Raw genomic sequence first — 23,670 nt, 5'->3', positions numbered from 1 at the left:
GCGCGAAGCGCGGCTTCGCTGGATGTCCCGGCCGTCCACGCCTTCCTTGTGGCAAAGACGTGGATGCCCGCGACGAGCGCGGGCATGACGGAGCTTTAAAGCAACAGCCACCCCTGAGGGGGCATCCCCCTGTTCGCCTGCCGCGCAACCTCCAGAAGTTCCGGTATCCGTTTACTCGTCCTTAGCCAATGTGCCGTAGGTTTGGGCATCGGCTTTGCGCGCGCTTGCGCGCGATGACCGGGATGTTGGGAGTGATGAACGGGGGCCCCACGTGGCAACGACGACGCTTGTCCGGAAGAAGCCGGCTTCTTTTAAGTTTCCTGCCCTCAGGTTCCGCGCCAAGGTGACGCTGGGCTTTGCGGCCGTGCTCGCCATCTCCGCGCTCAGCATGGTGCTCGCTTATGTCGGCTTCGAGCGTATCTCGGCCGGCGTGGTGTCGTATCGCACCAGCGTTGCGGAGTCCGGTCTGGCCCGCAACATCGACCGCGAACTGACCTCCTATCAGGCGCTGACGCGCTATTACGTCCTCACCAGCAATGAAGCGGACGCCAAGGCAGCGAAGGCTGCGGAAACCAGTCTGAAGGACGCCATCGACCAGTCGATGAAGGTGACCAAGGACTCCGCGCGGCTCGACAAGATCACCAAGCTGTCCCGCGAATTCATTACGTTCACCAAGGTGTTCGCCGACATCCTCACCGTCAAGGGACAGAACGACACCATCGCGTCGACCCAGTTGTCGCGCACCAGCCTGATGCTGCGTAACAAGATCGATGATCTCGGCGATACCGCGACCATGGCCGGCCTTGCCTCCGTGCAGGATCAGGTCAAGGAAATCACCACCCAGTTCATCACCGCGACCTCGCTCGTGAACACCTATATCGGCAAGGCCGAGGACAAGACCTCGAATGCCGCAACGGCTCGCATCAAGTTCCTGCAGAACTCGTTTGCGACGATCTATGCCAATGACGACAAGATCAACAACAAGGTGAAGGAGATCACCGCGGAGACGAAGCTCTACGCCGATGCTTTCGTCAAGTTCGTTGAGAACACCAAGAAGGTCGACGGTCTCGTTCAGGAAATGTCGGAGACGGCGGGAGCGATCACCAAGCTGTCGACGGCGATGAAGGGGGATCTGCTGTCCGATCAGCAGCGTCTTGAAACCGAATCCGACACCACGATCCACGATACCGAGCGCCAGGTGATGGTGCTGGGCGTTGGCGGCTTCATCGTCGGTGCCATCCTTGCGCTGCTGCTGGGCCGCAGCATTGCCGGTCCGATGATTGCGATGTGCGCAGCGATGCGCAAGCTCGCGGCTGGTGACTTCGAGGTCGTGCTGCCGGGTCTCGGCCGCCGCGACGAACTCGGCGACATGGCGTCCGCCGTGGAGGAATTTAAAGTGCAGGCCATCGCGAAGGCCGAGCGCGATGCCGCCATGCAGGAAGAGCAAAGCCGCGAGGCCGGTGCAGCACGCCGGGCCGAACTCATCCGTTTTGCCGACGATTTCGAAGCCGCTGTGGGTGCGATCGTTTCGAACGTATCGGCATCGGCCGGGCAGCTGGAAACCGCAGCCGGTACGCTGACGCGCACCGCCGAGACCACCGAGGGATTGTCGAGCCGCGTCGCCGGCGCCTCGGATCAGGCCTCCTCGAACATGCAGTCGGTGGCGACCGCCACCGAAGAACTCTCGCTGTCGGTCAATGAAATCGGCCGCCAGGTGCAGACCTCCAGCAAGATCGCGGACAGTGCGGTGGTGCAGGCGCAGCAGACCGATGCCCGCATCGGCGAATTGTCGCGCGCCGCGCAGCGCATCGGCGACGTCGTCGATCTCATCACGGCGATTGCCGAACAGACCAACCTTCTTGCGCTCAATGCGACCATCGAGGCCGCGCGGGCCGGAGATGCCGGCCGCGGCTTTGCGGTTGTTGCCTCCGAAGTGAAGTCGCTGGCCAGCCAGACCGCGAAGGCGACCGAGGAAATCTCGACCCAGATAGCCGGCATGCAGAGCGCAACGCAGGAGTCGGTGTCGGCGATCAAGCAGATCGGCAGCACCATCGGCGAAATTTCGGGCATTGCGTCCGAGATCGCCAGCGCCGTGGAACAGCAGGGCGCTGCCACACGCGAGATCGCGCAGAACGTCCAGCGGGTTGCCCACGGCACCCAGCAGGTCGCCGGCGATATCGTCGACGTCAATCGCGGCGCAACCGAAACCGGCGCGGCATCGGCGCAGGTGCTGAATTCCGCACAGACCCTGTCGAGCGAGAGCGCGCGCCTGCGTGCCGAGCTGGACAGGTTCATGGGGAATATCCGGGCGGCGTAAGGCTCTACGCTCGACATAGAAACTCCGTCATGCCCGGCCTCGTGCCGGGCATCCACGTCTTGGTCCAGTACGAAGACGTGGATGGCTGGGACATCTAGCGAAGCCCGCTTCGCGCTGCCCGGCCATGACAGCGCTTTAACAGTTGCGACGCAAAACGCCGCTACTTCTTCTCAGCCATATACGCCCGCCATCCGCCAAACGACGAAATATCGCGCGCATCTTCCGTCGCCTTGGCTTCCACCAGGAAGCCCTTGACGCTCGATCCGTCGGACAGCGTCAACGTGCCGATCGACATCGGCTGCGGAAGCGATGCAACGAATTTGCCGAAGGCCTCTGCCGACAACGCCCAGACTTCGACGGCGATTTCCGCGCCCGAGCCCGCGGCGACGCGCAACAGGCCGGGCTTCGCCGGCGTCGTGCCGTTGAGTGCGTAGAACTTGTAGTCCGGCGCCGTCGTCGTGGCTTTCAGCAGGCGGCCGTTCAGCGCCGTCAATTCGCCGTTCAGCGCCATGCCCGAGAGATGCGCGCCGACCACCGCGATCGCGATTTCGCCAGCGGCCAACTCAGTGGACAGCGGCGCGAGCGCCGGCTGCGGCAGGGCCCTGGCGCCAACCGGCAATTTGGTGTCGGCGTGAAACACGCGTCCGATGCTGGCCAGCAAGGCGTCGTCGCCGCCCGGCGCCAGTAGCGTGATGCCGAACGGGATGCCGTCGGCACGCATGGCGGCGGGGATGGCGAGGCCGCAGAGGTCGAGCAGGTTGACGAAGTTGGTATAGGTGCCGAGCCGCGAATTGAGCTCGATGGGGTTGGCGAGCACCTGCGCCGTCGTATAGGCGGTCGGCGCCGTCGGCAGCACTAGCGCGTCGATAGCAGTGAAAGCCTGTTCTGCGACCCGCTTCAGCTCCTGCAACTTGTACAAAGCCGCAAACGTATCCGTCGCGCTCTGGCGTGCACCGGCGATGGTGATCTCGCGCGTCACCGGATGAATTGCATCCGGCGCAGACGCCAGCAGATCGCGGATCACCAACAGGCGTTCGGCGACCCATGGGCCATCGTAGAGCAGCCGCGCGGTTTCATAGAACGGCTCGAGATCGAACTCGACCAGCGTCGCACCCAATGACGTCCAGCGCTTCAGCGCGTCCGCATAGGCTTTTTCCGAGGCCTTGTCGCCGAAGAAGATCAACTGGCCATTGCGCGGCACGCCGAGCTTGAGGTCCTTCGGAAACGCGGTGAGCGAACCCGGTACCCGCCTGCGCGAATAGGGATCATGGGCGTCATAGCCGCCCATCACATCGAGCGCGGCAACAGCATCGTCCACCGTCAGCGTGAAGATCGACACGCAATCCAGCGTCCGGCACGCCGGCACCACGCCGGCGGTCGGGATCAGGCCGAGGCTCGGCTTGAGGCCGACGATATTGTTGAGCATCGCCGGCACGCGGCCGGAGCCGGCTGTGTCGGTGCCGAGTGTCAGCGGCACGAGGCCTGCGGATACCGCAACGGCAGAGCCGGAGCTCGATCCGCCCGGCACGAGATCGTCGCGGATCGCATTCTTCGGAATGCCATAGGGCGAGCGCACGCCGACCAGACCCGTCGCGAACTGGTCGAGATTGGTCTTGCCGATGACGATCGCGCCAGCGGCACGCAGCCGCGCCACGGCGCTGGCATCGCGCGTTGCGTTATAGGCGAAAGCGGGACAGGCGGCGGTGGTCGGCAAACCGGCGACGTCGATATTGTCCTTCACGCCGACCGGCACGCCGTAGAGCGGCAGGGTGGCGGGATCCTTCGCAGCGAGCGCCTCGGCTTCGGCGATCGCCTCGGCCTCGTTGCGGAGCGTGATGAAGATGGCGGTATCGCCGCGGTCGCGGATTCGCTGATAGCTGCGGGCGACTGTCTGTGCGGGCGTGACGGTGCCGGCGCGATGCGCGGCGACGATGGCGGCGATCGTTTCGGGAACGGTGGTCTCGGGAACGGACTCACTCACGATGCGAACCTGCTGCGGATGGCACGGGTGTGCCACCCGCAGGTTGAGACGATGTTATTCAGCAGGCACGGCAAGTGGCGGCTCCGATTGCGGGACAGAAGACAGGCTGGTTGCGCCGAACTTGTCCGCGGCGAAGAGCCCGGCTGCAACAAGAGCATAAGCGAGAGCGACGCCGGGCGTCACCCCCAATCCGCCGCCGATCCCGATCGCCTCGCCATGCATGAAGCCGAAATAGGTCAGCACGGCACCGGCCAGAGCGAAAGCCGAAGCGTTGAGGAATTTGCGCTCGATAACGAACACCGCGATGGCGCCGAGCACCAGGCCGACCAGGATCGAGCCGCCGCCCATGACTTCGAGGCCGTGGAACAGCACGCCGTTCTGTCCCATCTTGGCGATGAATTCGGGCGAATGGATCGCGCCGAAATTCATGCCGGCGGCACCGAGTGCGCCCGACAGCAGCACCGTGGCCCAGGCCGCAAGATGCGGCGTGAGTGCGAGGGCAATCGCCGGAGCATGTTCGCGCGGCGTGGTCTCGAACGCCTGCGCACAGATCAGCATGCCGATATAGAGCAGGATTGGTGAGATCGCGACCACAGGGATAACGGCCAGCATCAGCGAGATGACGCCGAACCATGACAGTACGATCACCATCAGGCCGGTCGCTGCCGAGTAGCCGATCCGGCCGCCCATCGCCTTCCAGCCGGGATGGCCGATATAGACCGCGTTGATGAAGGGGTTGCCCATGAGGCAGCCGATCAGCGAGACGACGCCGTCTGCGGTCAGCACGCGGGTGGTCGGATATTCGTCGCCGGCGGCTTCCGCGCTCTCGACATTGTCCATCGCCTCGACCAGATCGTAGATGCCATAGGGAATGGCGGTGACCAGGATGATGCCGAGGAACTGGAAGCCGGAGAACACGTGATCGAAGGCCGGGATCGGCACCGAGAACCCGAAATTGGTGAAGGCTGCTTTCACTCCGGCGACGCTGACGCCGCCGATACCGACTCCAAAGAGATTGGAGCCCCAGGCGATCACCATGCCGACGCCGATCGCGACGAGGCCTGCCGGAATCCCCTTGGGATATTTATAGCCGCCGAACCAGCTCAGCATGATGATGGCAAAACATGTGAGGCCGATCACCGGCGTCATGAACATTTCCAGCGCCGGACGCATCGCGATGAAAGCAATGGAGACGCCGGCCAGCGTGCCCAAGAGCGCGGCGCGCGGTGTTACCTTGCGGATCCAGGGCGCGATGAAGCCGCCGATCATCAGGATGAAGCTCTGGAAGAACACCCAGACGAGGCCGGCTTCCCAGCCCTTGATGGGATCGCCTGTCGTGATCGAGATCGGCAGCATGATCACGAAGGTGACGATGAACATATGCGGCACGCTGATGCCCGAGGGCAGCGCGCAGACATCGCTGCGGCCGGTCTTCTGCGCCAGTTTGTAGGCGAGCCAGGCGTAGTACATCGTGGACAGGCACATCATCAGGCCCATGGCCGGAAGGATGCGTCCGAATACGATGTTGTCAGGCATTTTCAGGACAAAGCGCAGCAGGCCGGTCAGTACCAGCATGTTGACGAGAATATTAGTGCCGAAGCCGAAAAACGCATTCCAGTCGCCCGGCGTCCATAGAGCGGGCTTGAAGTCGGATTTGCCGGCAGAATCTTTAGAAAACGTCCCCGCGGTCGTGCTCATCGTGATGCTCCTGCTGCAAGTTTGTTGGAAATCTCCGGTGCATTTTCAGAAAGTGTCATTGCTTCAAGGATTGCGGCGGATGAGGCGACCCAGCCGAAGATGCCGCCCTGGGCCTTGATCATCTTCAGGCCCATCTCGTGGAATTCAGGGAAGTAGGATGCGCAGCCGTCCGCGATGACGATGCAGCGATAGCCGCGGTCGTTGGCTTCGCGCACGGTGGTGTTGACGCAGACCTCCGTGGTGACACCGCAGACCAGCAGCGTGTCGATGTCGCGCGCCTTGAGATCGGCGCCGAGCGTCGTGGCGTAGAATGCGCCCTTGCCGGGCTTGTCGATGACGATCTCGCCTTCGACGGGATAGAGTGCGGGAATGATGTCGTGACCGGCCTCGCCGCGAATGAGGATGCGTCCCATCGGACCGGGATCGCCGATCCGCAGTGACGGCGCTCCGCGTTCGATCTTGGCGGGCGGTGCGTCAGACAGATCGGGCAGGTGCCCCTCACGGGTGTGCACCACCATCATCCCGGTTTCGCGCGCGGCTTTCAGGACCGCGGCGATCGGGGCGACGGCGCTGGCGAGTTGTGAGACGTCATTGCCGAGCGTCTCGCCGAAGCCGCCGGGCTCCATGAAATCGCGCTGCATGTCGATGATGACGAGCGCTGTCGTGCCCCAGTCGACCGCGACCGGGCCGGGTTCTGCAAGGACCGTCGTTGTATGCAGTGAGTCCGCCATTGCCGTGTACTCCCCGAGGCATGGATGTCTCAGAGGTTAACAAAGCAAGCAGCGTGCCATTGTGTACAACTGCGACGATGGAATAGGTCAGGAGATTATATTTATATAAATCAGATGCTTATTTCAGAATAGCTTTGCGGCCTAAATGTCGTTCGCAGGCTGGACGCTGGTTAATTGCTTAGTTTATAGCCGGGGCTGATAGATCAGCAGCGATCGCGCGTCATTGCAGCCCGAGGGCCGCAATGACGTGGCGTGCGTGACCTCAATCCCAGCCGTCGCCCTTGATGCCTGGATTCGCATAGACGATGCCACCGTCCACCGCGATGGTCGCGCCGACCACGTAATCGCCGGCGCGCGAAGCGAGATAGATCGCGGCGCCCGCCATGTCCTCGTCGGTGCCGATCCGGCCGGCGGGCACGCGGGTCGCTACTTCATCGGCATTGTCGCGTGCAGCCTTGTTCATGTCGGACTGGAACGGGCCCGGCGCGATGGCCGTCACGACCACATGGTCCTTGATCAGTCTCACGGCCATGCGGCGCGTCAGGTGGATCAGGCCGGATTTGCTGGCGGCGTAGGAGTAGGTCTCCATCGGATTGACGAAGATGCCGTCGATGGAAGCGATGTTGATGACCTTGGCGGGCTTGTCCGCGCTGGCTGCTGCACGCAGCGGCCCGGCCAGCGCCTTGGTCAGAAAGAACGGCGTCTTGACGTTCAGCGTCATCACCTTGTCCCAGCCGCTCTCCGGAAATTCATCGAAGTCTGCGCCCCAGGCGGCGCCCGCATTGTTGACGAGAATGTCGAGCTTGGGTTCGCGCTTCTTGATTTCGGCAGCCAGCATCTCGATGCCGGCCATGGTCGAGATGTCGATCGGGAGTGCGATGCATTCACCGGCATATTGCGCGGAGAGTTCTTTCGCGGTGGCTTCGCACGGCCCGGCCTTGCGCGCGGTGATGTAGACCTTCGCCGCGCCCTGGCTGAGAAATCCTGCCGCGATCATCTTGCCGATGCCGCGCGAGCCGCCGGTGACGAGTGCAATGCGGCCATCGAGCGAAAACAGATTGGTGAACATGACGCCTCCCGTTTGTTTTGTCGTTGGGCCGATTGTGTGCGGCGGCGGGCAAGGGGAGTCAACAAGGCGAGTCAACAAGCGCTGCTGCAGTTGACCCAGATCAAGGCCGGAACCGGCGGCCGGCGTAGGCTTCTCGCGTTGGTTCGTCCAGCAAGCGGACCTCAACCCAATGGGAGAGTGTCATGAGAGCTCATCAAATTATGACCCGCAAGCTCGTCACCGTGTCGCCGGACGCGTCGATCAGCGAAGCTGCGCGGCTGATGATCGATTATCACGTTAGCGGATTGCCTGTGGTGGATGCGGCCGGCAAGCTGGTTGGCATTGTGACCGAGCGGGACTTCCTGCGTCGGCACGAGGTCGGCACGCAGCGCAGGCGTCCGCGCTGGCTCGAATTCGTGCGTGGCCCCAGCCTGCAGGCCATCGATTATGTCCGCGAAGCCGGCCGCAAGGTGCACGAGATCATGACCCGCGAGGTCCGCACGGTAACGGAGGAGACCGGTCTGGCCGATATCGTCGACGTGATGGAGAAGTATCACATCAAGCGCGTGCCGGTGGTGCAGGGCGACAAGCTCGTGGGTATCGTCAGCCGGCAGAATTTCGTCGAAGCCATCGCCGATCTCATGCACGATGTCTCCGATGTCGGGTCGAGTGATGCGTTGATCCGCCGCCGCATCGTCGCTGTGCTCAGGCATAACGAATGGACACCATTCGGCCTCGACGTCCGGGTGAAGGATGGCGTCGTGGACATCGACGGCTTCATCACGGACGAGAATGTCCGTCGGGCGATTGTCGTGGCTGCTGAAAATGTGACTGGCGTCACCCGCGTCAACGAGCATCTGTGCTGGGTCGATCCGATGTCGGGCGTGTATTTTCCGCCGGATGCCGATCTGCCGCAAAAGTCGGTTTGATCCGGCGCGGGACGCAAGACTCCAACAAGGCTGCAGTTCGTCTGCAGCGGGCCAGACTATCCGACGCCGCCGCGCTGGAAGCCGTTCCACATCGCGGTGGCCGCGCCGGAGGTCAGCACCGGCAGATAGCGGGTGTCCTGATAGTTGCCGTTCAGCGAGACCCGCGGCAGCGCTGTGAGCTGCGAGAAGTTGTCCGAGGCGATCACGCCGGGGCGCGTTGTCACGGCTGTCTCGAAGCCAGCGCTTTTCGCCAGTGCGAATTCCCGTGTGCCCGCGGCGCAGCGGTCGCCATAGGGATAGGCAAGATGCACGGCCGGGCGCTGCAGAACGTTTTCGATATCGGTGCGGCTGGCTGACAGCTCATGCACGACCATCGCTTCGCTCTGCTTGGCGAGATTGCAGTGGCTTACGGTATGCGCGCCGATTGTCACCAGCGGATCGGCGGCGAAAGGTTTGAGTTCGTCCCACGACATGCACAGCTCACCGCTGACCGCGTCTTCGTCGATGCCATGCGCGGCGCAGAGTACGCTGACCTCGCGGCGGATATCCGCTTCTTCCGGCAATCCGCGCAGCCAGCCATGCAGGCGGTCGAACGCCATGTCCTTGCCGGCGAGCGTCGATGTGTCCAGGCGCACCATCTGTCCGTCGATCGGGGCCTCGATCGTATCGGCCCTGGCGACGATGCGCTCCAGCGCCACCCACCACAGCCGGCCTGTGCCGGAGGCGAAGTCGCTGGTGACATAGACCGTGAAGGGAGCGTCGAAATCCCGCATCGCGGGCAATGCATGGTCGCGGTTGTCGCGATAGCCGTCGTCGCAGGTGAAACAGGCGAAGCGGCGCGAGAAATCCCGCTCCGTCAACCGCCGCTGCACTTCATCGGGCGTCACGATATCGACGTCGGTCGCGCGCAGATAAGCGAGGGTGGCGCGCAGGAAATCCGGTGTGATCTCGAGGTGACGGTTGGGCTGGAACGAACCGGCATGCGCAGGGCGCACATGGTGCAGCATGAAAATGGTGCCCACGCCGCCGAAGATCGGTCGCAACACGCGGTGGGCGCCACTGAAATACAGCGCATCCAGGCCGGCACGAATAATCGTGTTGCGAATCTGCTTCATCGTATGACCGAGCAATTGATGCTACCCACGGAAATGATCAGAAACGATTGAACAAAGCGTTATTCGAATACCCGCGGCGACGCCAGAGGTTTGCCTTGATTTCAATTTGACAGTCCCGCAAGGGTTTGTTTTCTCTCTGTTTCCAGACCCGCAGGACGTCGAATGCACGGATTTTACAGGTGGAGTGCCAAATGGTGGCCCGGGCTCATCCCGCTTGCCATCCTTTGGGTGGTTGCTGCCTGGGTTAGCACGATTCCGCTTGAAACGGATTTAACGGCGCATAGCACTGCGGCGCTGAAAAACACGATCCTCGACAAGAGCCAGATCACGGTTGCCGGGCGTGACGTCTCGTTTTCTGCCGAAGCATTTTCCGAAGATGGTCGCCGCAGCGCGGTCTCGTCGGTCGAGGCCACGCCGGGCGTCCGCCTGGTCAATGACGAAACCCGTCTCGTCGCGGAAGCCAAGCCGTTCGTCTGGGTCGCGGAGCGCGACAATGTCCGCGTCACGCTGTGGGGGACCGCGCCATTGCCGGCCAGCAAGGCGCGAATTGTGGAAGCGGCCCGCGCCGCACTCAGCGGAACCGAGGTCTCCGACCGTATGGGTCTGAAGCGCGGCGCGCCGCCGCGGTTCGATGCCGCAGCTGTGCTGTTGCTCGATCAGGTCGCCAAGCTGAAAGAGGGCAAGGCGGTGATTTCGGATACTAATATCAGCCTCTCCGGCATGGCGCGCGATCTCGGTGGCCGCGAAGCCATTGCGGCCGCGCTGAAGAATCTGCCGGAAGGCTTCACAGTCGCGGCCAATGACGTCAAGGCGCCGCCCTATGTGTTCCAGGCCAACAAGGACCCGGTGACGAATACGCTGACGCTGAGCGGCTATGTCCCGGACAACACCATCCATGCCGCGCTGGCGTCGGCTGCCGGACGCAAGTTCGGCAATGAGAAGATCGTCGATAACCTGAAGGCCAGCATCGGCGCGCCCGGAGGTTTTGCCGCAGCGGTGACGACGGCGCTGGGTGCGCTGTCGCGGCTGTCGACGGGGACCCTGGTGGTGTCCGACCGCGAGGTGAAGCTGTCAGGTGACGCGCTCTACGAAGTGGCCGCGGACCAGATCCGCGCAAGTCTGGCGCGCGAGCTCCCGCAGGGTTGGCAGGCCAAAGCCGAAGTCTCGGTGAAGCCCGCCGCGGCACCGGTCGATGCCAGCGTGTGCCAGCAGCTCTTTGCGCAGAACCTGACCAAGGGTCGCATCCGGTTTGAGCCCTCCAGCGCCAGCATCAATGTGGATTCCGCGGGCTTGCTCGATCGCCTCGTGGAAATCGCCATGCGCTGCGCCAATGTCCGGGTCGAGATCGCCGGCCACACCGACGGCGATGGCGACGCAGCGTTCAATCAGTCGCTGTCGGAAAAGCGCGCGCTTGCCGTCGAAGAATATCTCGTGAAGGCCGGCCTGCCGGCGGACCGTTTCTCCACCATCGGCTACGGCAGCACCCAACCCATCGCCACCAACGATACCGACGAAGGCAAGCTGCAGAATCGCCGGATCGAATTCGTCGTGAGGCAAGCGCCATGACCTATCTTGCGATGTTTCACTGGGGCTGGCTGCTCGGGGCATTCCTGATCGGCTTCTGCATGGGCTGGATCGCCGTGGTCTATCGGGGGCGTTCGGTGTCGCGGGTCTGGATCCAGCGTCTGTCGGTGATCGCCGCGGTCATCGTCGGCATCGCGATTGCCAAAGTCGTGCCCGGCCGCTTCGGCTACTGGCTCGATCTCGGCCTCGCATTGTTCGGCTTCTATCTCGTCGGCTGCGCCATCGGATCGTGGCTGCGCGACATCGTGGTGGTCAGGCAGCAGGCCCGCGCGACCTGAGGTCTGTGGTGCATGCCGCTGACGTCTTTTTTATCAACGTCTCGCCGCCAAATCGGCGGCATGAGGTCACGAAAGCCTCATTGTCACGTGAGACGCGTCACGACGTCGGCATTTTGCCGCAGCGAATGCACCCGAGAGGCTGGTGGTTTGTTAGGACTGACCTAATATACTGATGTGGCTTGTTTTTATTCACAGTCGGCGAATTCCACTTTGCCGCAAAACGCGCTACGACGGTTGTGCCGGAGACAACTGATGTGGCGGTTCCGCCGAGGCTAATCTGACTTCCTGGTCCAGATCTCTCTGGTCAGGGGATCGCATTCGAGGTTGAGATGCTGGAAGCAATACGCAGGGCGATCTCGTTTCTGCGCGAGAAGCAAATCCTGCACAAGCTCGGTGTCTTGATCAGCGTCGCGGTGATCGGCATCGCCTGCTACATGCTGTATCACAAGCTGCGCAACATCGACGCTGCTGCCGTTTTCCGGGCGATGACCGAGACCGAGCCGCGGCTGATCATGTTGTCGGCGCTGTCGGTTGCCGCCGGCTATTTCACGCTGACATTCTACGACTGGTTTGCGGTGCGCACGATCGGTCGCCGCGACGTGCCGTACCGGATCAACGCGCTGGCGGCCTTCACCAGCTATTCCATCGGCCACAATGTCGGCGCCAGCGTCTTCACCGGCGGCGCGGTGCGCTATCGCATCTATTCGGCCTGGGATCTCAGCGCCGTCGATGTCGCCAAGATCGTCTTTCTCGCCGGCCTCACCTTCTGGCTCGGCAATCTCGCGGTGCTCGGCATGGGCATCGCCTATCACCCGGAGGCAGCCAGCGCGATCAACCAGGTGCCGCCATGGATGAACCGCATCCTGGCCTATATCATCCTCGCCGGCCTCGTCGGCTATGTGGTCTGGGTCTGGATGAGGCCGCGCAGCGTCGGCCGTGGCCCCTGGTCGGTGGTACTGCCGGGCGGCCCGCTGACCCTGCTGCAGATCACCATCGGCATCATCGATCTCGGCTTCTGTGCGCTGGCGATGTACATGCTGGTGCCCGCCGAGCCTGACGTCGGTTTCGTCGTGGTGGCGGTGGTGTTCGTCTCGGCCACCTTGCTGGGTTTCGCCAGCCATTCGCCCGGCGGTCTTGGCGTATTCGACGCCGCGATGCTGGTCGGCCTCGAAATGATGGATCAGGAAAAGCTGCTGGCTGGCATGCTGCTGTTCAGGGTGCTTTATTACCTCGCGCCGTTCTTTATATCAGTCATGTTACTGACGCTTCGCGAGCTTATTATCGGTTCGCGATCGAAGAAGCTGCAGGCGGTCGCGGCGGACACCAAGCCCGGCGTCGGCCACCCGCTCAAGGAACATGGTCGCTCCGGCGCCTGATATACGTTCGCATTCGCAGCAGGAAGAGATCCGGTTCAGATGGCCATTGAAGCTTCTCCATCGACCATGTTTTCGCCGTGGCCGGACCGGCTGCGGCATTCGGCGATCATCCTGCTGGCCGCCGGCCTGGCGCTGGCCGCGCTGGTGTTTTTCGGCGAGCTGTCGCCTGTTCGCGCGGGCATCGTGTTCGTCTGCATCGCCGGCGCGGCGCTGGTGCCGTGGCGGCTGCATGACGTGGTGACGGCGCGCGACGAGGCGCTGGCCGCCAATCCTGTCGAGGCGCCCGCGGTGCGCGCGATCATTGCAGGCATTCCCGATCCCGCCGTGCTGCTCGACCGTGCCGGCCGCGTTATCCATCTCAATGCCGCTGCGGCGCAGCTCGCGCCGGCACTCCGCAAGAACGAGCTGGCGCAATTCGCGCTGCGTTCGCCTGAGATCATCACCGCCTTGCGCGAGTCCATCGCCACCACCGAGCCGCGCCGCGCGACTTACCTCGACCACGTTCCCGTCGATCGCTGGATGGAATTGATGATCACGCCGGTGCCGGTTCCGACTGCCTTTGGCGGCACCGACACCTGCATGCTGATGACGTTCCACGACCAGACGCCGCTGCGCCGTGTCGAGGAAATGCGTGCCGACTTTGTCGCCAATGCCAGCCACGAGCTGCGCACGCCGCTGGCGGCGCTGTCCGGCTTCATCGATACGCTGCAGGGACCGGCCAAGGACGACGCCAAGGCGCGCGAGCGCTTTCTCGGCATCATGCATGCGCAGGCGACCCGCATGGCACGGCTGATCGACGATCTGCTGTCGCTGTCGCGCGTCGAACTGTCGGCGCATGTGCGGCCGGATACGCTGGTGGATATTCTCCCCATTATCCGCCAGGTCGGCGATGGGCTGGAGCCGCTGGCCAATGAGCGCAACGTCAGGATCGAAATGGCGCTGCCTGAGACGCCGGTGTCCATCGCTGGCGATCGCGAGGAATTGCTGAGGCTGTTCGAGAACCTGATCGAGAACGCGCTGAAATACGGCGCGTCCGGCGGCAAGGTGGACGTATCGTTGACCACGGAGTCGACCTCGGAGGGTGTGCCGGAAATCCGCGTCGCCGTGCGGGACTATGGCCCGGGCATCGCCCCCGAGCATCTGCCGCGCCTGACCGAGCGTTTCTACCGGGTCGATGTCGGCGACAGCCGCGCACAGGGCGGTACGGGCCTTGGCCTCTCGCTGGTGAAGCACATCCTGAACCGGCACCGCGGCCGGCTGCTGATCGAAAGCGTGCCGAAGAACGGCGCGACTTTTACCGCCGCCTTTCCGCAGGTGAAGACGCCGCCGGCCCCTCCTACCTCCGCCGCGTCCTGATGCCTTAAACTCCCTTCGTTCTCTTGCGCCCGTTAGGGCCGCCCTCGGGCGGTCCCGCATCGCTGCGCTTCGCTCAGAAAGTCAAAAAAGCCCTGGCGGATGGTGCGGCATTGCGTCCGATCACCCTCAATATCGTACCCGCCGCTGTCATACGCGCGCTTGCTTGCGAGGCCGGATTCCGCCTGCTGAAACATATTGTTAACCCCTGTGACGGTGGATTTTGACGGCCTGGCATGTCCCGTATGGCAGGGCATTTTCGCTGTCATTTGCACGGTAAAATTATCCGCGGAGGCAGAAAAACGAAGCATTTACATATGCTTGACGTCGTCATCCAAGTGTCACGGAACTATCATAAAAGCACAATCGACCACCCCTAAACGGGCGGCGTGAGCACAACTGGCGCATCCGGCGCGGTCGCTCACGAGATTGGAGACATCCCATGAAATTCCTCAAAGCGATCGTCGCTGCCGGCCTCGTTGCCGCCTCGACCTCGGCATTTGCCGCCGACATCACGGGTGCCGGCGCAACCTTCCCGTTCCCGGTCTATTCGAAGTGGGCCGACGCCTACAAGAAAGAGACTGGCAATGGTTTGAACTACCAGTCGATTGGTTCGGGCGCCGGCATCAAGCAGATCCAGGCCAAGACCGTGACCTTCGGCGCCACCGACGCGCCGCTCAAGGCTGAGCAGCTCGAGAAGGACGGCCTGGTTCAGTGGCCGATGGTGATGGGCGCGATCGTTCCCGTCGTGAATCTCGAAGGCATTGCCTCGGGCGAGCTGGTTCTCTCCGGCGAAGTGCTCGGCGACATCTATCTCGGCAAGGTCACCAAGTGGGACGACGCTGCCATCGCCAAGCTGAACCCGAAGCTGAAGCTGCCTTCGGCTGCCATCACTGTCGTTCGTCGTTCGGACGGTTCGGGCACCACCTTCAACTTCACTGACTATCTGTCGAAGGCCTCGGCTGACTGGAAGACCAAGGTCGGCACCGGTACGGCTGTCGAGTGGCCGGTTGGCGTCGGCGCCAAGGGCAATGAAGGCGTTGCCGGCAACGTCGGTCAGACCAAGAACGCAATCGGTTACGTTGAATATGCTTACGCCAAGCAGAACAAGCTGACCTATGCCGGCCTCGTCAACAAGGCTGGCAAGACCGTGCAGCCGACCGTCGCGGCCTTCCAGGCTGCTGCTGCCAATGCCGACTGGGCCAAGGCTCCCGGCTACTACGTGATCCTCACCGACCAGCCGGGCGAAGCGTCCTGGCCGATCACTGCGGCGACCTTCATCCTCATGCACAAGGCCCCGACCGACAAGGCGGCCTCGGCTGAAGCGCTGAAGTTCTTCAAGTGGTCGTTCGAAAAGGGCGACAAGGCTGCCGAAGAGCTCGACTACATCCCGATGCCGGACTCGGTCGTCAAACTGATCGAAAAGACCTGGTCGGCTGACATCAAGAGCTGATCTGGTGTGTGGGCGGGGGAGAGGGGCATCTCTCCTCCGTTTGCTGCAGGGCTGAATTTCTTTCTTCTTCTCTTCTGACTTCGCGCCCTGACAAGCCCCTCCAGGGCAATGCGTTTTGGGGTATTGTAACAATTACAGGGGACTGGCGTGGCAGACATGGCCGTACAGAGCTCTTCGATGGACGCTGCCGGACCTTATGATCGTGCGAAGGCTTTGAATGCCTTCAAGACTGGGGATCAGGCGTTTTACTGGATCACCCGCATCTCGGCTCTGTCCGTTCTGTTTATCCTCGGCGGCATCATTCTGTCGCTTATCGTTGGTGCGTGGCCCGCGCTTCGAGAATTCGGCTTCTCGTTCCTGACGACGCAGCGTTGGGCACCGTCGGCTGATCCGCCGGTGCTGGGAGCGCTCGGCCCGATCTACGGCACGCTGATCACCTCGGTGATCGCGATGGCGATCGCCATCCCGGTCGGCATCGGCATCGCGATCTTCCTCACCGAACTGTGCCCGAACTGGCTGCGCCGCCCGATCGGCATGGCGGTTGAGCTTCTCGCCGGTATTCCTTCGATCATCTACGGCATGTGGGGCTTCTTCGTGCTCGGCCCGTTCCTGGCCAACCACGTGCAGCCATTCATGATCAACGCCTTCGAAGGCGTCCCGGTCCTCGGCGTGATCTTCGCCGGCCCGCCGTCCTATCTCTCGCTGTTCAACGCGTCGCTGATCCTCGCCATCATGGTGCTGCCCTTCATCACCTCGATCTCGGTCGACGTGTTCAAGACGGTGCCGCCGGTGCTCAAGGAAGCCGCTTACGGCGTCGGCTGCACCACCTGGGAAGTCGTCCGCAATGTCGTCATCCCCTATACCCGCGTTGGTGTGATCGGTGGCGTCATGCTGGCGCTCGGCCGTGCGCTCGGTGAAACGATGGCGGTGACCTTCATCATCGGCAACTCGTTCCGGATCACAGGCTCGATCTTTGGCCCGGGCACCACGATCTCGGCAGCGATCGCCAGCGAGTTCGCGGAGAGCGACGGTCTGCATCAATCGGGTCTGATCCTGCTCGGTCTCCTGCTGTTCGTGCTGACATTCTTCGTGCTCTCGGCAGCGCGTCTGATGCTGCTGCGTCTGGAAAAGAAGGCGGGCAACTAATATGAACCCGATTTACGCTTCACGCCGTCGCAACGACATGATCATCCGTGGGCTCTGCATGGGTGCCGCTCTCTTTGGCGTCACCTGGCTCGCGCTGATCCTGTTCACGCTGTTCTACAACGGTATCGCCGGCATCAGTCTGCAGATCTTCACCCAGAACACGCCGCCGCCCGGCTCCATGGAAGGCGGCCTGCTCAATGCCATCGTCGGTTCGATCATCATGACCGTCATCGGTGTCGGCATCGGCGCGCCACTCGGCCTGTTCGCTGGCACCTATCTCGCGGAATACGGCAAGCACGACAAACTCACCTCGGTGATCCGCTTCATCAACGACGTGTTGCTGTCGGCCCCGTCCATCATCATCGGCCTGTTCGTTTATGGTGCGGTGGTGGTTCCGATGGGCGGCTTCTCGGCTCTCGCCGGTTCGCTTGCGCTTGCCGTGATCGTGATCCCCGTCGTGGTTCGCACCACTGAAGATATGCTTGGTCTCGTGCCGAACCCGCTGCGCGAAGCGGCCTCGGCGCTTGGCCTGCCGCGCTCCCTGGTCATCAAGCGGATCGCCTATCGTGCAGCCCGCGCCGGTCTGATCACCGGTGTGCTGCTGGCGACGGCGCGTGTCGCAGGTGAAACGGCGCCGCTGCTGTTCACCGCGCTGAGCAACCAGTTCTTCAGCCTCGATCTCACCAAGACGATGGCCAACCTGCCGGTGACCATCAACAACTTCGTGCAGAGCCCCTACGAGTACTGGAAGCAGCTCGCCTGGAGCGGTGCCCTGATCATCACCTTGACCGTACTTGCCCTTAACATTGGCGCGCGCATTCTCGGCGCCGAGAGGACAGCAAAATGAGTGAGCTTTCTGTGTCGTCTGGCGTTCCTTCCGTCTCGATGCCGCCGCCGTCGGCCCTGCAGGGCGAGACCCGTCCCAAGGTCACCGTGCGCGACCTGAACTTCTACTATGGCGAACACCACGCCCTGAAGAAGATCAACCTGACGCTGATGGCGAACCGCGTAACCGCATTCATCGGCCCGTCGGGCTGCGGCAAGTCCACGCTGCTGCGCATCTTCAACCGCATGTATGATCTGTATCCCGGCCAGCGCGCCGAAGGTCAGCTCATGCTCGACAACCAGAACATTCTGGATCCGAAGCTGGATCTCAACCTGCTGCGCGCCCGCGTCGGCATGGTGTTCCAGAAGCCGACCCCGTTCCCGATGACGATTTACGAAAACATCGCCTTCGGTATCCGCCTCTACGAAAAGATCTCCAAGTCGGAGATGGACATTCGCGTCGAGAGGGCGCTGCGCGGCGGTGCACTCTGGAACGAAGTCAAGGACAAGCTCAACGCGTCGGGCCTCAGCCTGTCGGGTGGTCAGCAGCAGCGCCTGTGCATTGCGCGCACCATCGCGGTGCGGCCGGAGGTGATCCTGTTCGACGAGCCGTGCTCGGCGCTGGATCCGATCTCGACCGCGAAGATCGAGGAGCTGATCGACGAGTTGAAGGATCAGTACACGATCGCGATCGTGACCCATAACATGCAGCAGGCTGCCCGCGTCTCCGACAGCACGGCCTTCATGTATCTCGGCGAGTTGATCGAGTTCGATCAGACCAACAAGATCTTCACGTCGCCGACCGATCGCCGCACCCAGGATTACATCACCGGCCGCTTCGGCTGACGCGACATATTCGCGGGAGGAATTTGAGATGGCTTTTGAACACACCACCAAGGCTTTCGACGACGATCTGCAGGAGCTGACCCGTCTCGTCGCCGAGATGGGTGGCCTCGCGGAACGGCAGATCGTCGAATCCGTCGATGCGCTGATCCGCCGGGACGTCGCGCTCGGTGCGCGCGTCGTCGCCACTGACTCCGAGATCGACCAGTTGCAGCGCACAATCGAAGAGCGCGCCGTGCTGACCATCGCCAAACGCCAGCCGATGGCTGTCGATTTGCGCGAGATTGTCGGCGCGCTGCGCGTCGCCACCGATCTGGAACGCATCGGCGATCTCTCCAAGAATATCGGTAAGCGCGTCAATGCACTCGACAGCGACTTCCATCCGCTGAAGCTGATCCGCGGCCTCGAGCACATGACCGACCTCGTGACCACCCAGGTCAAGGCCGTGCTCGACGCCTATGCCGCACACGATCTGCCCGCTGCGATGACGGTGTGGAAGGGCGACGAGGAAATCGACGCGATCTGCACCTCGCTGTTCCGCGAACTCCTGACCTATATGATGGAAGACCCGCGTAACATTTCGTTCTGTATCCACCTGATGTTCTGCGCCAAGAACATCGAGCGGATCGGTGACCATGCCACCAATATTGCGGAAACCGTGTTCTACATGATCGAGGGCCAGCAAATCCTCGACAAGCGCCCGAAGGGCGACATGACCACATTCGCGAATACGCCGACGGTCTGAAGCATGATCCGGGAAGTGGAAGCCAGTCTTCCGCAAGGATCATGATCTAAAGGCTTTTCGGACGTCACTGAGGATATTGACCATATGGCTGTGAATGCACGCATTCTGGTGGTGGAGGACGAGGAAGCCCTCACGACGCTTCTTCGCTACAACCTCGACGCCGAAGGCTATGATGTTGAAACCGTCGCTCGCGGCGACGATGCCGATACCCGCTTGAAGGAGCGGGTGCCGGATCTCGTGGTGCTCGACTGGATGCTGCCGGGCCTGTCCGGCATCGAACTGTGCCGCCGCCTGCGCGCACGGCCCGAAACCAAGGCATTGCCGATCATCATGCTGACGGCGCGCGGCGAAGAGAGCGAGCGCGTTCGCGGTCTCGCCACCGGTGCCGACGATTACATCGTCAAGCCGTTCTCCGTGCCGGAGCTCCTGGCCCGCGTGAAGGGCCTGCTCCGTCGTGCAGCTCCCGAGCGTCTCGCCACCGTCCTGGCGTTTGGCGACATCGAACTCGACCGCGACAAGCGCCGCGTCGTGCGCTCAAGCCGTCCGATCGATCTCGGTCCGACCGAATATCGCCTGCTGGAGTTCTTCCTGGAACATCCGGGCCGCGTGTTCAGCCGCGAGCAGTTGCTCGACAGCGTCTGGGGCCGCGACATCTATATCGACGAGCGCACCGTCGACGTGCATATCGGCCGCCTGCGCAAGCTGCTCAACCCCGCCGGTGAGCCCGATCCGATCCGCACCGTGCGCGGCGCCGGCTACGCGCTGGATGACCGCTTCGACAAGGCGGCGGAGTAGGTATCTTCCTTCTCCCCGCAAGCGGGGAGAGGTTAGAAGCCCCAAACAAAAAAATGCCCGGCTCATCACCGGGCATTTTCTTTGGCTTGGATATCTTCCAGCTCAGCGCGTCGGCTTCGGCACCGCGCGGCGGCGGTCGCTTGCCGGCTGATAGGCGATGCGCGAGTGATGTGCGCAATAGGGGGCGCCGGCCAGGGCCTTGCCGCCGCAGAAATAGAAGTCCGCGCTCGACGGATCGCCGATCGGCCAATGGCAGGTGGCTTCGTTGAGTTCGACCAGCGACAGGCGCTGGCTGATCGGCACAATGTTGTCATAGGCGATCGGATCGGGCTCGGCCTCGATCTCGTAATTATGGGCCAGCGCGGTATTGCCGCGTGCCATCGGGCGGGCGACACGTACCATCTGCTGCGCCGGGCGCGCCTTGCGCTGCCGCGGAGCTGCCGAGGAGGGGCTCTTGGCACGGCCGGACAGGCCAAGGCGGTGAACCTTGCCGATCACGGCGTTGCGGGTCACGTTACCGAGTTCCGCAGCGATCTGGCTGGCGGAAAGGCCGCCTTCCCAGAGTTTCTTCAACTGTTCGACGCGATCGTCGGTCCATGTCATTACCGTCATCGCCGTTTTCCCTTCGTGAGCGCCGGCCTGACCGGGCAGCGCTGCGAGTTGAGACTTCAAAAATCCCTGCGGTCAGAATCCTTTAGCGCTCACCGGGCGCGAATTTCGCGTCCGGCTGTTACGCCGCACTGGATGTGTCAAAAGGATCTACCGCCGCACGAGATGTCGTATCCGACGAGGCAAAAGCTACAATATGCCGTGACTCGCGCGCAAGAGTCGGGCATGCCGCGTCCACATGCTTCTGCAAATAAAGCTGCAAAATCGGCTTTTTCTGCGACTCCGTGTGACTCGAAAGCCGCAGTGCGCGGTTGACAGTCTTCACAGCACACATAGAATAATGCCCACGTGCCGCCCGAGAAGGGCGGCACGTTTCGTTTCTAGGGTCCGTTGTTCGATTTCGCACAGTTGTCATCGACGCGGCCGCAGTCTTTTCGATCGGATCGGTTATGACCAGCAACGCAACGTCTTCGCCCCTCTCTCAGGCTCACTTGCTGCCTGTTTTCGCGCGTGCGGATGTCGCTTTCGAGCGCGGTGAAGGCGCGTGGCTGATTGGAACCGATGGCGAGCGCTATCTCGACTTCACCAGCGGCGTTGCCGTGAACGCGCTGGGCCATGCGCACCCACATATGGTCGCCGCATTGCAGGAGCAGGCCACCAAGCTCTGGCACATGTCGAACCTGTTCAAGAGCCCGGACGGCGAGCGCCTCGCCGCGCGGTTGTGCGAACAAAGCTTTGCCGACTTCGTGTTCTTCGCCAATTCGGGTGCGGAAGCGATGGAATGCGCGATCAAGGTGACCCGCCACTATCATTTCTCCAAGGGCCACCCCGAGCGCACGCGCATCATCACCTTTGAAGGCGCATTCCATGGCCGCACTCTCGGCACGCTGGCGGCGACCGGCGCTGCCAAATATCTCGAAGGCTACGGCACGCCGCTCGACGGCTTCGATCAGTTGCCGCTCGGCGATATCGAAGCCGTGAAGAAGGCGATCGGTCCGAACACCGCCGGCATTCTCATCGAGCCGCTGCAGGGTGAGGGTGGCGTGCGTGCGCCGAGCAACGCGTTCTTTGGCGCGCTGCGCGAACTCTGCGACAAGAACGGCATCCTGCTGATCTTCGACGAAGTGCAGACCGGCATGGGCCGCACCGGCGAGTTGTTCGCCTATCAGCGCATCGGCGTGACGCCGGATGTCATGTCGCTGGCCAAGGCGCTCGGCGGCGGTTTCCCCATCGGTGCGTGCCTCGTTACGGCGGAAGCGGCCGAAGGCATGGCGCCCGGCTCCCATGGTTCGACCTTCGGCGGCAATCCGCTGGCGGTCGCCGCCGCGAATTCCGTGCTCGATATCATGCTGAAGCCAGGCTTCTTCGACCATGTGAAGAAGATGTCGCTGTTGCTGAAACAGAAACTCGCGGGCGTGGTCGACGGCCATCCTGATGTGCTCAGCGAAGTGCGCGGCGAAGGTCTGCTGATCGGCCTCAAGGCTGTCGTGCCGGCCGGCGATCTCGTGGCCGCATTGCGTGACGCGAAGCTGCTGACGGTTGGCGCCGGCGACAATGTCGTGCGCTTCCTGCCGCCGCTGATCGTCAGCGAGGCCGAGATCGAGCAGGCCGTGCAGCGGCTGGAACAGGCCTGCGTGGCCCTCGGCTCATCCGCCAAGGCATCTGCAAAGACGCAGGGAGCCGCGTGATGAGCACGTCACCGCGGCACTTCCTCGATCTCACGGCCGTGCCGGCCAGCGAGTTGCGCAATATCATGAACGCGGCTGCCGCCATGAAGGCGAAGCTGAAAGGGCGGGATGGCTCGAATGCCGAGCCCGATCGTCCGCTCAAGAACAAGACGCTGGCGATGATCTTCGAGAAGCCCTCGACGCGCACCCGCGTGTCGTTCGAGGTCGGCATGCGCCAGCTCGGCGGCGAAGTCGTAATGCTCACCGGCGCCGAAATGCAGCTCGGTCGCGGCGAGACCATTGCCGACACCGCGCGCGTGCTGTCGCGCTTCGTCGACATCATCATGATCCGCATCCTCAATCATGACTCGCTGATGGAGCTCGCGGAAAATGCGACCGTGCCGGTCATCAACGGCCTGACGCGCTTCTCGCATCCCTGCCAGGTGATGGCGGACGTGATGACCTATGAGGAACATCGCGGCCCGATCAAGGGCCGCACCGTGGCCTGGACCGGCGACGACAACAATGTGCTGATGTCCTGGGCGCATGCGGCCGAACGCTTCCAGTTCAAACTGAATATCGCGACGCCGCCGCAGCTGTCGCCGAAGAAGCCGTTCAAGGACTGGGTCAAGGCGGCAAACGCGCCGATCACCTTCAGCGACGATCCCGATGCGATGGTGAAGGGCGTCGATTGCGTCGTCACCGACACCTGGGTGTCGATGGGCGACAAGGACGGCGAGACCCGCCACAACCTGCTCAAACCCTATCAGGTCAATGCGCGCCTGATGTCACTGGCCAAGCCGGACGCACTCTTCATGCACTGCCTGCCGGCGCATCGCGGCGAGGAGGTCACCGACGAGGTCATCGACGGTCCGCAGTCGGTGGTGTTCGACGAGGCCGAAAACCGTCTGCATGCGCAGAAGGGCATTCTGGCCTGGTGCCTCAACGCGGTGGCGTGAGACAGCACGGAGCTTTCTTTCTTCCCCTCTCCCCTTGCGGGAGAGGGTGCCTGAGCAAAGCGAGGGCGGGAGAGGGGTAGCGGCAAAGCGCGGTGTTTGTGGCGCCCCCTCTCCCGTCTCGAACATGCTTCGCATGTTCGATCCACCCTCTCCCACCTGGCGAAGCTTCGCTTCGCGCGGGGGAGAGGGAAGAAAAGCGCAGCTGCTTACGCTCCATT

At 62.7% G+C, this 23,670-nt stretch carries 20 protein-coding genes; 14 read left to right on the top strand and 6 right to left on the bottom strand.

Translation table 11 applies throughout. The features are described from left to right. Positions 1-271: 271 nt before the first annotated feature. A complete protein-coding gene (locus LPB73_RS23795; RefSeq protein ID WP_231078410.1) occupies positions 272-2,317 on the top strand; it encodes a methyl-accepting chemotaxis protein in 2,046 nt (681 codons plus the stop codon). 160 nt (positions 2,318-2,477) lie between these two features. Here the strand turns inward: LPB73_RS23795 and atzF are convergent, their stop codons facing one another. The 4 genes from atzF to LPB73_RS23775 all read right to left on the bottom strand — a co-directional run bounded on the left by atzF (position 2,478) and on the right by LPB73_RS23775 (position 7,796). Next, positions 2,478-4,298, bottom strand: a complete 1,821-nt coding sequence (gene atzF, locus LPB73_RS23790) for an allophanate hydrolase (RefSeq protein WP_231078409.1) — start codon at positions 4,296-4,298, stop codon at positions 2,478-2,480. A 54-nt stretch (positions 4,299-4,352) separates the two neighbouring features. Then, on the bottom strand, positions 4,353-5,996 hold the full coding sequence (locus LPB73_RS23785; protein WP_093758047.1) for a regulator: 1,644 nt from the start codon (positions 5,994-5,996) through the stop codon (positions 4,353-4,355). Further along, positions 5,993-6,727, bottom strand: coding sequence for a cysteine hydrolase family protein (locus LPB73_RS23780; protein ID WP_231078408.1), 735 nt, complete (start codon positions 6,725-6,727; stop codon positions 5,993-5,995). Before LPB73_RS23780 ends, LPB73_RS23785 begins: the two co-directional genes overlap by 4 nt. 262 nt (positions 6,728-6,989) lie before the next feature. After that, positions 6,990-7,796, bottom strand: coding sequence for an SDR family oxidoreductase (locus tag LPB73_RS23775; RefSeq protein ID WP_175369585.1), 807 nt, complete (start codon positions 7,794-7,796; stop codon positions 6,990-6,992). 182 nt (positions 7,797-7,978) lie between these two features. On the opposite strand from LPB73_RS23775, the gene LPB73_RS23770 reads away from it, so the two are divergent. Continuing rightward, the gene (locus tag LPB73_RS23770; protein WP_231078407.1) at positions 7,979-8,704 is read left to right on the top strand and encodes a CBS domain-containing protein; all 726 of its coding nucleotides are present in this window, start codon (positions 7,979-7,981) and stop codon (positions 8,702-8,704) included. A 56-nt stretch (positions 8,705-8,760) separates the two neighbouring features. On the opposite strand, the gene LPB73_RS23765 is transcribed toward LPB73_RS23770, so the two are convergent. After that, positions 8,761-9,819, bottom strand: a complete 1,059-nt coding sequence (locus LPB73_RS23765) for a polysaccharide deacetylase family protein (protein ID WP_231078406.1) — start codon at positions 9,817-9,819, stop codon at positions 8,761-8,763. A gap of 162 nt (positions 9,820-9,981) precedes the next feature. Here LPB73_RS23765 and LPB73_RS23760 point away from each other — a divergent pair, with 162 nt between their 5' ends. From LPB73_RS23760 to phoB, 10 genes are all read left to right on the top strand, one after another. Next, a complete protein-coding gene (locus tag LPB73_RS23760; protein ID WP_231078405.1) occupies positions 9,982-11,385 on the top strand; it encodes an OmpA family protein in 1,404 nt (467 codons plus the stop codon). Continuing rightward, positions 11,382-11,681 (top strand): hypothetical protein, encoded by a 300-nt coding sequence (locus tag LPB73_RS23755; protein WP_068737611.1) that lies wholly within the window; start codon positions 11,382-11,384, stop codon positions 11,679-11,681. The genes LPB73_RS23760 and LPB73_RS23755 overlap by 4 nt, the downstream gene beginning before the upstream one ends. Positions 11,682-12,010: 329 nt before the next feature. After that, positions 12,011-13,057, top strand: a complete 1,047-nt coding sequence (locus LPB73_RS23750; RefSeq protein WP_231078404.1) for a lysylphosphatidylglycerol synthase domain-containing protein — start codon at positions 12,011-12,013, stop codon at positions 13,055-13,057. Positions 13,058-13,096: 39 nt separating this feature from the next. After that, positions 13,097-14,413, top strand: a complete 1,317-nt coding sequence (locus LPB73_RS23745; RefSeq protein WP_089266759.1) for an ATP-binding protein — start codon at positions 13,097-13,099, stop codon at positions 14,411-14,413. A gap of 439 nt (positions 14,414-14,852) precedes the next feature. Next, positions 14,853-15,863 (top strand): phosphate ABC transporter substrate-binding protein PstS, encoded by a 1,011-nt coding sequence (pstS, locus tag LPB73_RS23740; protein WP_092140314.1) that lies wholly within the window; start codon positions 14,853-14,855, stop codon positions 15,861-15,863. Positions 15,864-16,010: 147 nt separating this feature from the next. Further along, a complete protein-coding gene (pstC, locus tag LPB73_RS23735; protein WP_086937148.1) occupies positions 16,011-17,009 on the top strand; it encodes a phosphate ABC transporter permease subunit PstC in 999 nt (332 codons plus the stop codon). Between the two features lies 1 nt (position 17,010). Beyond that, positions 17,011-17,856 (top strand): phosphate ABC transporter permease PstA, encoded by an 846-nt coding sequence (gene pstA / locus LPB73_RS23730; RefSeq protein ID WP_089266762.1) that lies wholly within the window; start codon positions 17,011-17,013, stop codon positions 17,854-17,856. Further along, positions 17,853-18,680 (top strand): phosphate ABC transporter ATP-binding protein PstB, encoded by an 828-nt coding sequence (gene pstB, locus LPB73_RS23725; RefSeq protein WP_068737599.1) that lies wholly within the window; start codon positions 17,853-17,855, stop codon positions 18,678-18,680. Before pstA ends, pstB begins: the two co-directional genes overlap by 4 nt. Before the next feature lie 28 nt (positions 18,681-18,708). Further along, a complete protein-coding gene (gene phoU, locus LPB73_RS23720) occupies positions 18,709-19,422 on the top strand; it encodes a phosphate signaling complex protein PhoU (protein ID WP_089266763.1) in 714 nt (237 codons plus the stop codon). Between the two features lie 90 nt (positions 19,423-19,512). Continuing rightward, positions 19,513-20,217, top strand: a complete 705-nt coding sequence (phoB, locus tag LPB73_RS23715) for a phosphate regulon transcriptional regulator PhoB (RefSeq protein WP_068737970.1) — start codon at positions 19,513-19,515, stop codon at positions 20,215-20,217. A 102-nt stretch (positions 20,218-20,319) separates the two neighbouring features. Here phoB and LPB73_RS23710 read toward each other — a convergent pair whose 3' ends face one another. Then, complete coding sequence (locus tag LPB73_RS23710; RefSeq protein WP_068737968.1) at positions 20,320-20,829, bottom strand: GcrA family cell cycle regulator; 510 nt, start codon at positions 20,827-20,829, stop codon at positions 20,320-20,322. 446 nt (positions 20,830-21,275) lie between these two features. On the opposite strand from LPB73_RS23710, the gene LPB73_RS23705 reads away from it, so the two are divergent. Next, a complete protein-coding gene (locus tag LPB73_RS23705; protein WP_175369590.1) occupies positions 21,276-22,514 on the top strand; it encodes an aspartate aminotransferase family protein in 1,239 nt (412 codons plus the stop codon). Continuing rightward, positions 22,514-23,452: an ornithine carbamoyltransferase gene (gene argF / locus LPB73_RS23700; protein WP_068737593.1), complete on the top strand. Its 939-nt coding sequence runs from the start codon at positions 22,514-22,516 to the stop codon at positions 23,450-23,452. Before LPB73_RS23705 ends, argF begins: the two co-directional genes overlap by 1 nt. The last annotated feature ends 218 nt before the right edge of the window (positions 23,453-23,670 follow it).

It is taken from the genome of Tardiphaga sp. 37S4 (assembly GCF_021044645.1).
In the GTDB taxonomy this organism is placed as follows: Bacteria; Pseudomonadota; Alphaproteobacteria; order Rhizobiales; family Xanthobacteraceae; genus Tardiphaga; species Tardiphaga robiniae.
This window is presented reverse-complemented; position numbering and strand designations above follow the sequence as displayed.

Bases quoted from the DNA above. Each gene is read 5' to 3' on its own strand.
- LPB73_RS23785 (WP_093758047.1), bottom strand. From the start codon at position 5,996: ATGAGCACGACCGCGGGGACGTTTTCTAAAGATTCTGCCGGCAAATCC.
- LPB73_RS23780 (WP_231078408.1), bottom strand. From the start codon at position 6,727: ATGGCGGACTCACTGCATACAACGACGGTCCTTGCAGAACCCGGCCCG.
- LPB73_RS23775 (WP_175369585.1), bottom strand. From the start codon at position 7,796: ATGTTCACCAATCTGTTTTCGCTCGATGGCCGCATTGCACTCGTCACC.
- LPB73_RS23770 (WP_231078407.1), top strand. From the start codon at position 7,979: ATGAGAGCTCATCAAATTATGACCCGCAAGCTCGTCACCGTGTCGCCG.
- LPB73_RS23765 (WP_231078406.1), bottom strand. From the start codon at position 9,819: ATGAAGCAGATTCGCAACACGATTATTCGTGCCGGCCTGGATGCGCTG.
- LPB73_RS23760 (WP_231078405.1), top strand. From the start codon at position 9,982: ATGCACGGATTTTACAGGTGGAGTGCCAAATGGTGGCCCGGGCTCATC.
- LPB73_RS23755 (WP_068737611.1), top strand. From the start codon at position 11,382: ATGACCTATCTTGCGATGTTTCACTGGGGCTGGCTGCTCGGGGCATTC.
- LPB73_RS23750 (WP_231078404.1), top strand. From the start codon at position 12,011: ATGCTGGAAGCAATACGCAGGGCGATCTCGTTTCTGCGCGAGAAGCAA.
- LPB73_RS23745 (WP_089266759.1), top strand. From the start codon at position 13,097: ATGGCCATTGAAGCTTCTCCATCGACCATGTTTTCGCCGTGGCCGGAC.
- pstS (WP_092140314.1), top strand. From the start codon at position 14,853: ATGAAATTCCTCAAAGCGATCGTCGCTGCCGGCCTCGTTGCCGCCTCG.
- pstA (WP_089266762.1), top strand. From the start codon at position 17,011: ATGAACCCGATTTACGCTTCACGCCGTCGCAACGACATGATCATCCGT.
- pstB (WP_068737599.1), top strand. From the start codon at position 17,853: ATGAGTGAGCTTTCTGTGTCGTCTGGCGTTCCTTCCGTCTCGATGCCG.
- phoU (WP_089266763.1), top strand. From the start codon at position 18,709: ATGGCTTTTGAACACACCACCAAGGCTTTCGACGACGATCTGCAGGAG.
- LPB73_RS23710 (WP_068737968.1), bottom strand. From the start codon at position 20,829: ATGACGGTAATGACATGGACCGACGATCGCGTCGAACAGTTGAAGAAA.
- LPB73_RS23705 (WP_175369590.1), top strand. From the start codon at position 21,276: ATGACCAGCAACGCAACGTCTTCGCCCCTCTCTCAGGCTCACTTGCTG.
- argF (WP_068737593.1), top strand. From the start codon at position 22,514: ATGAGCACGTCACCGCGGCACTTCCTCGATCTCACGGCCGTGCCGGCC.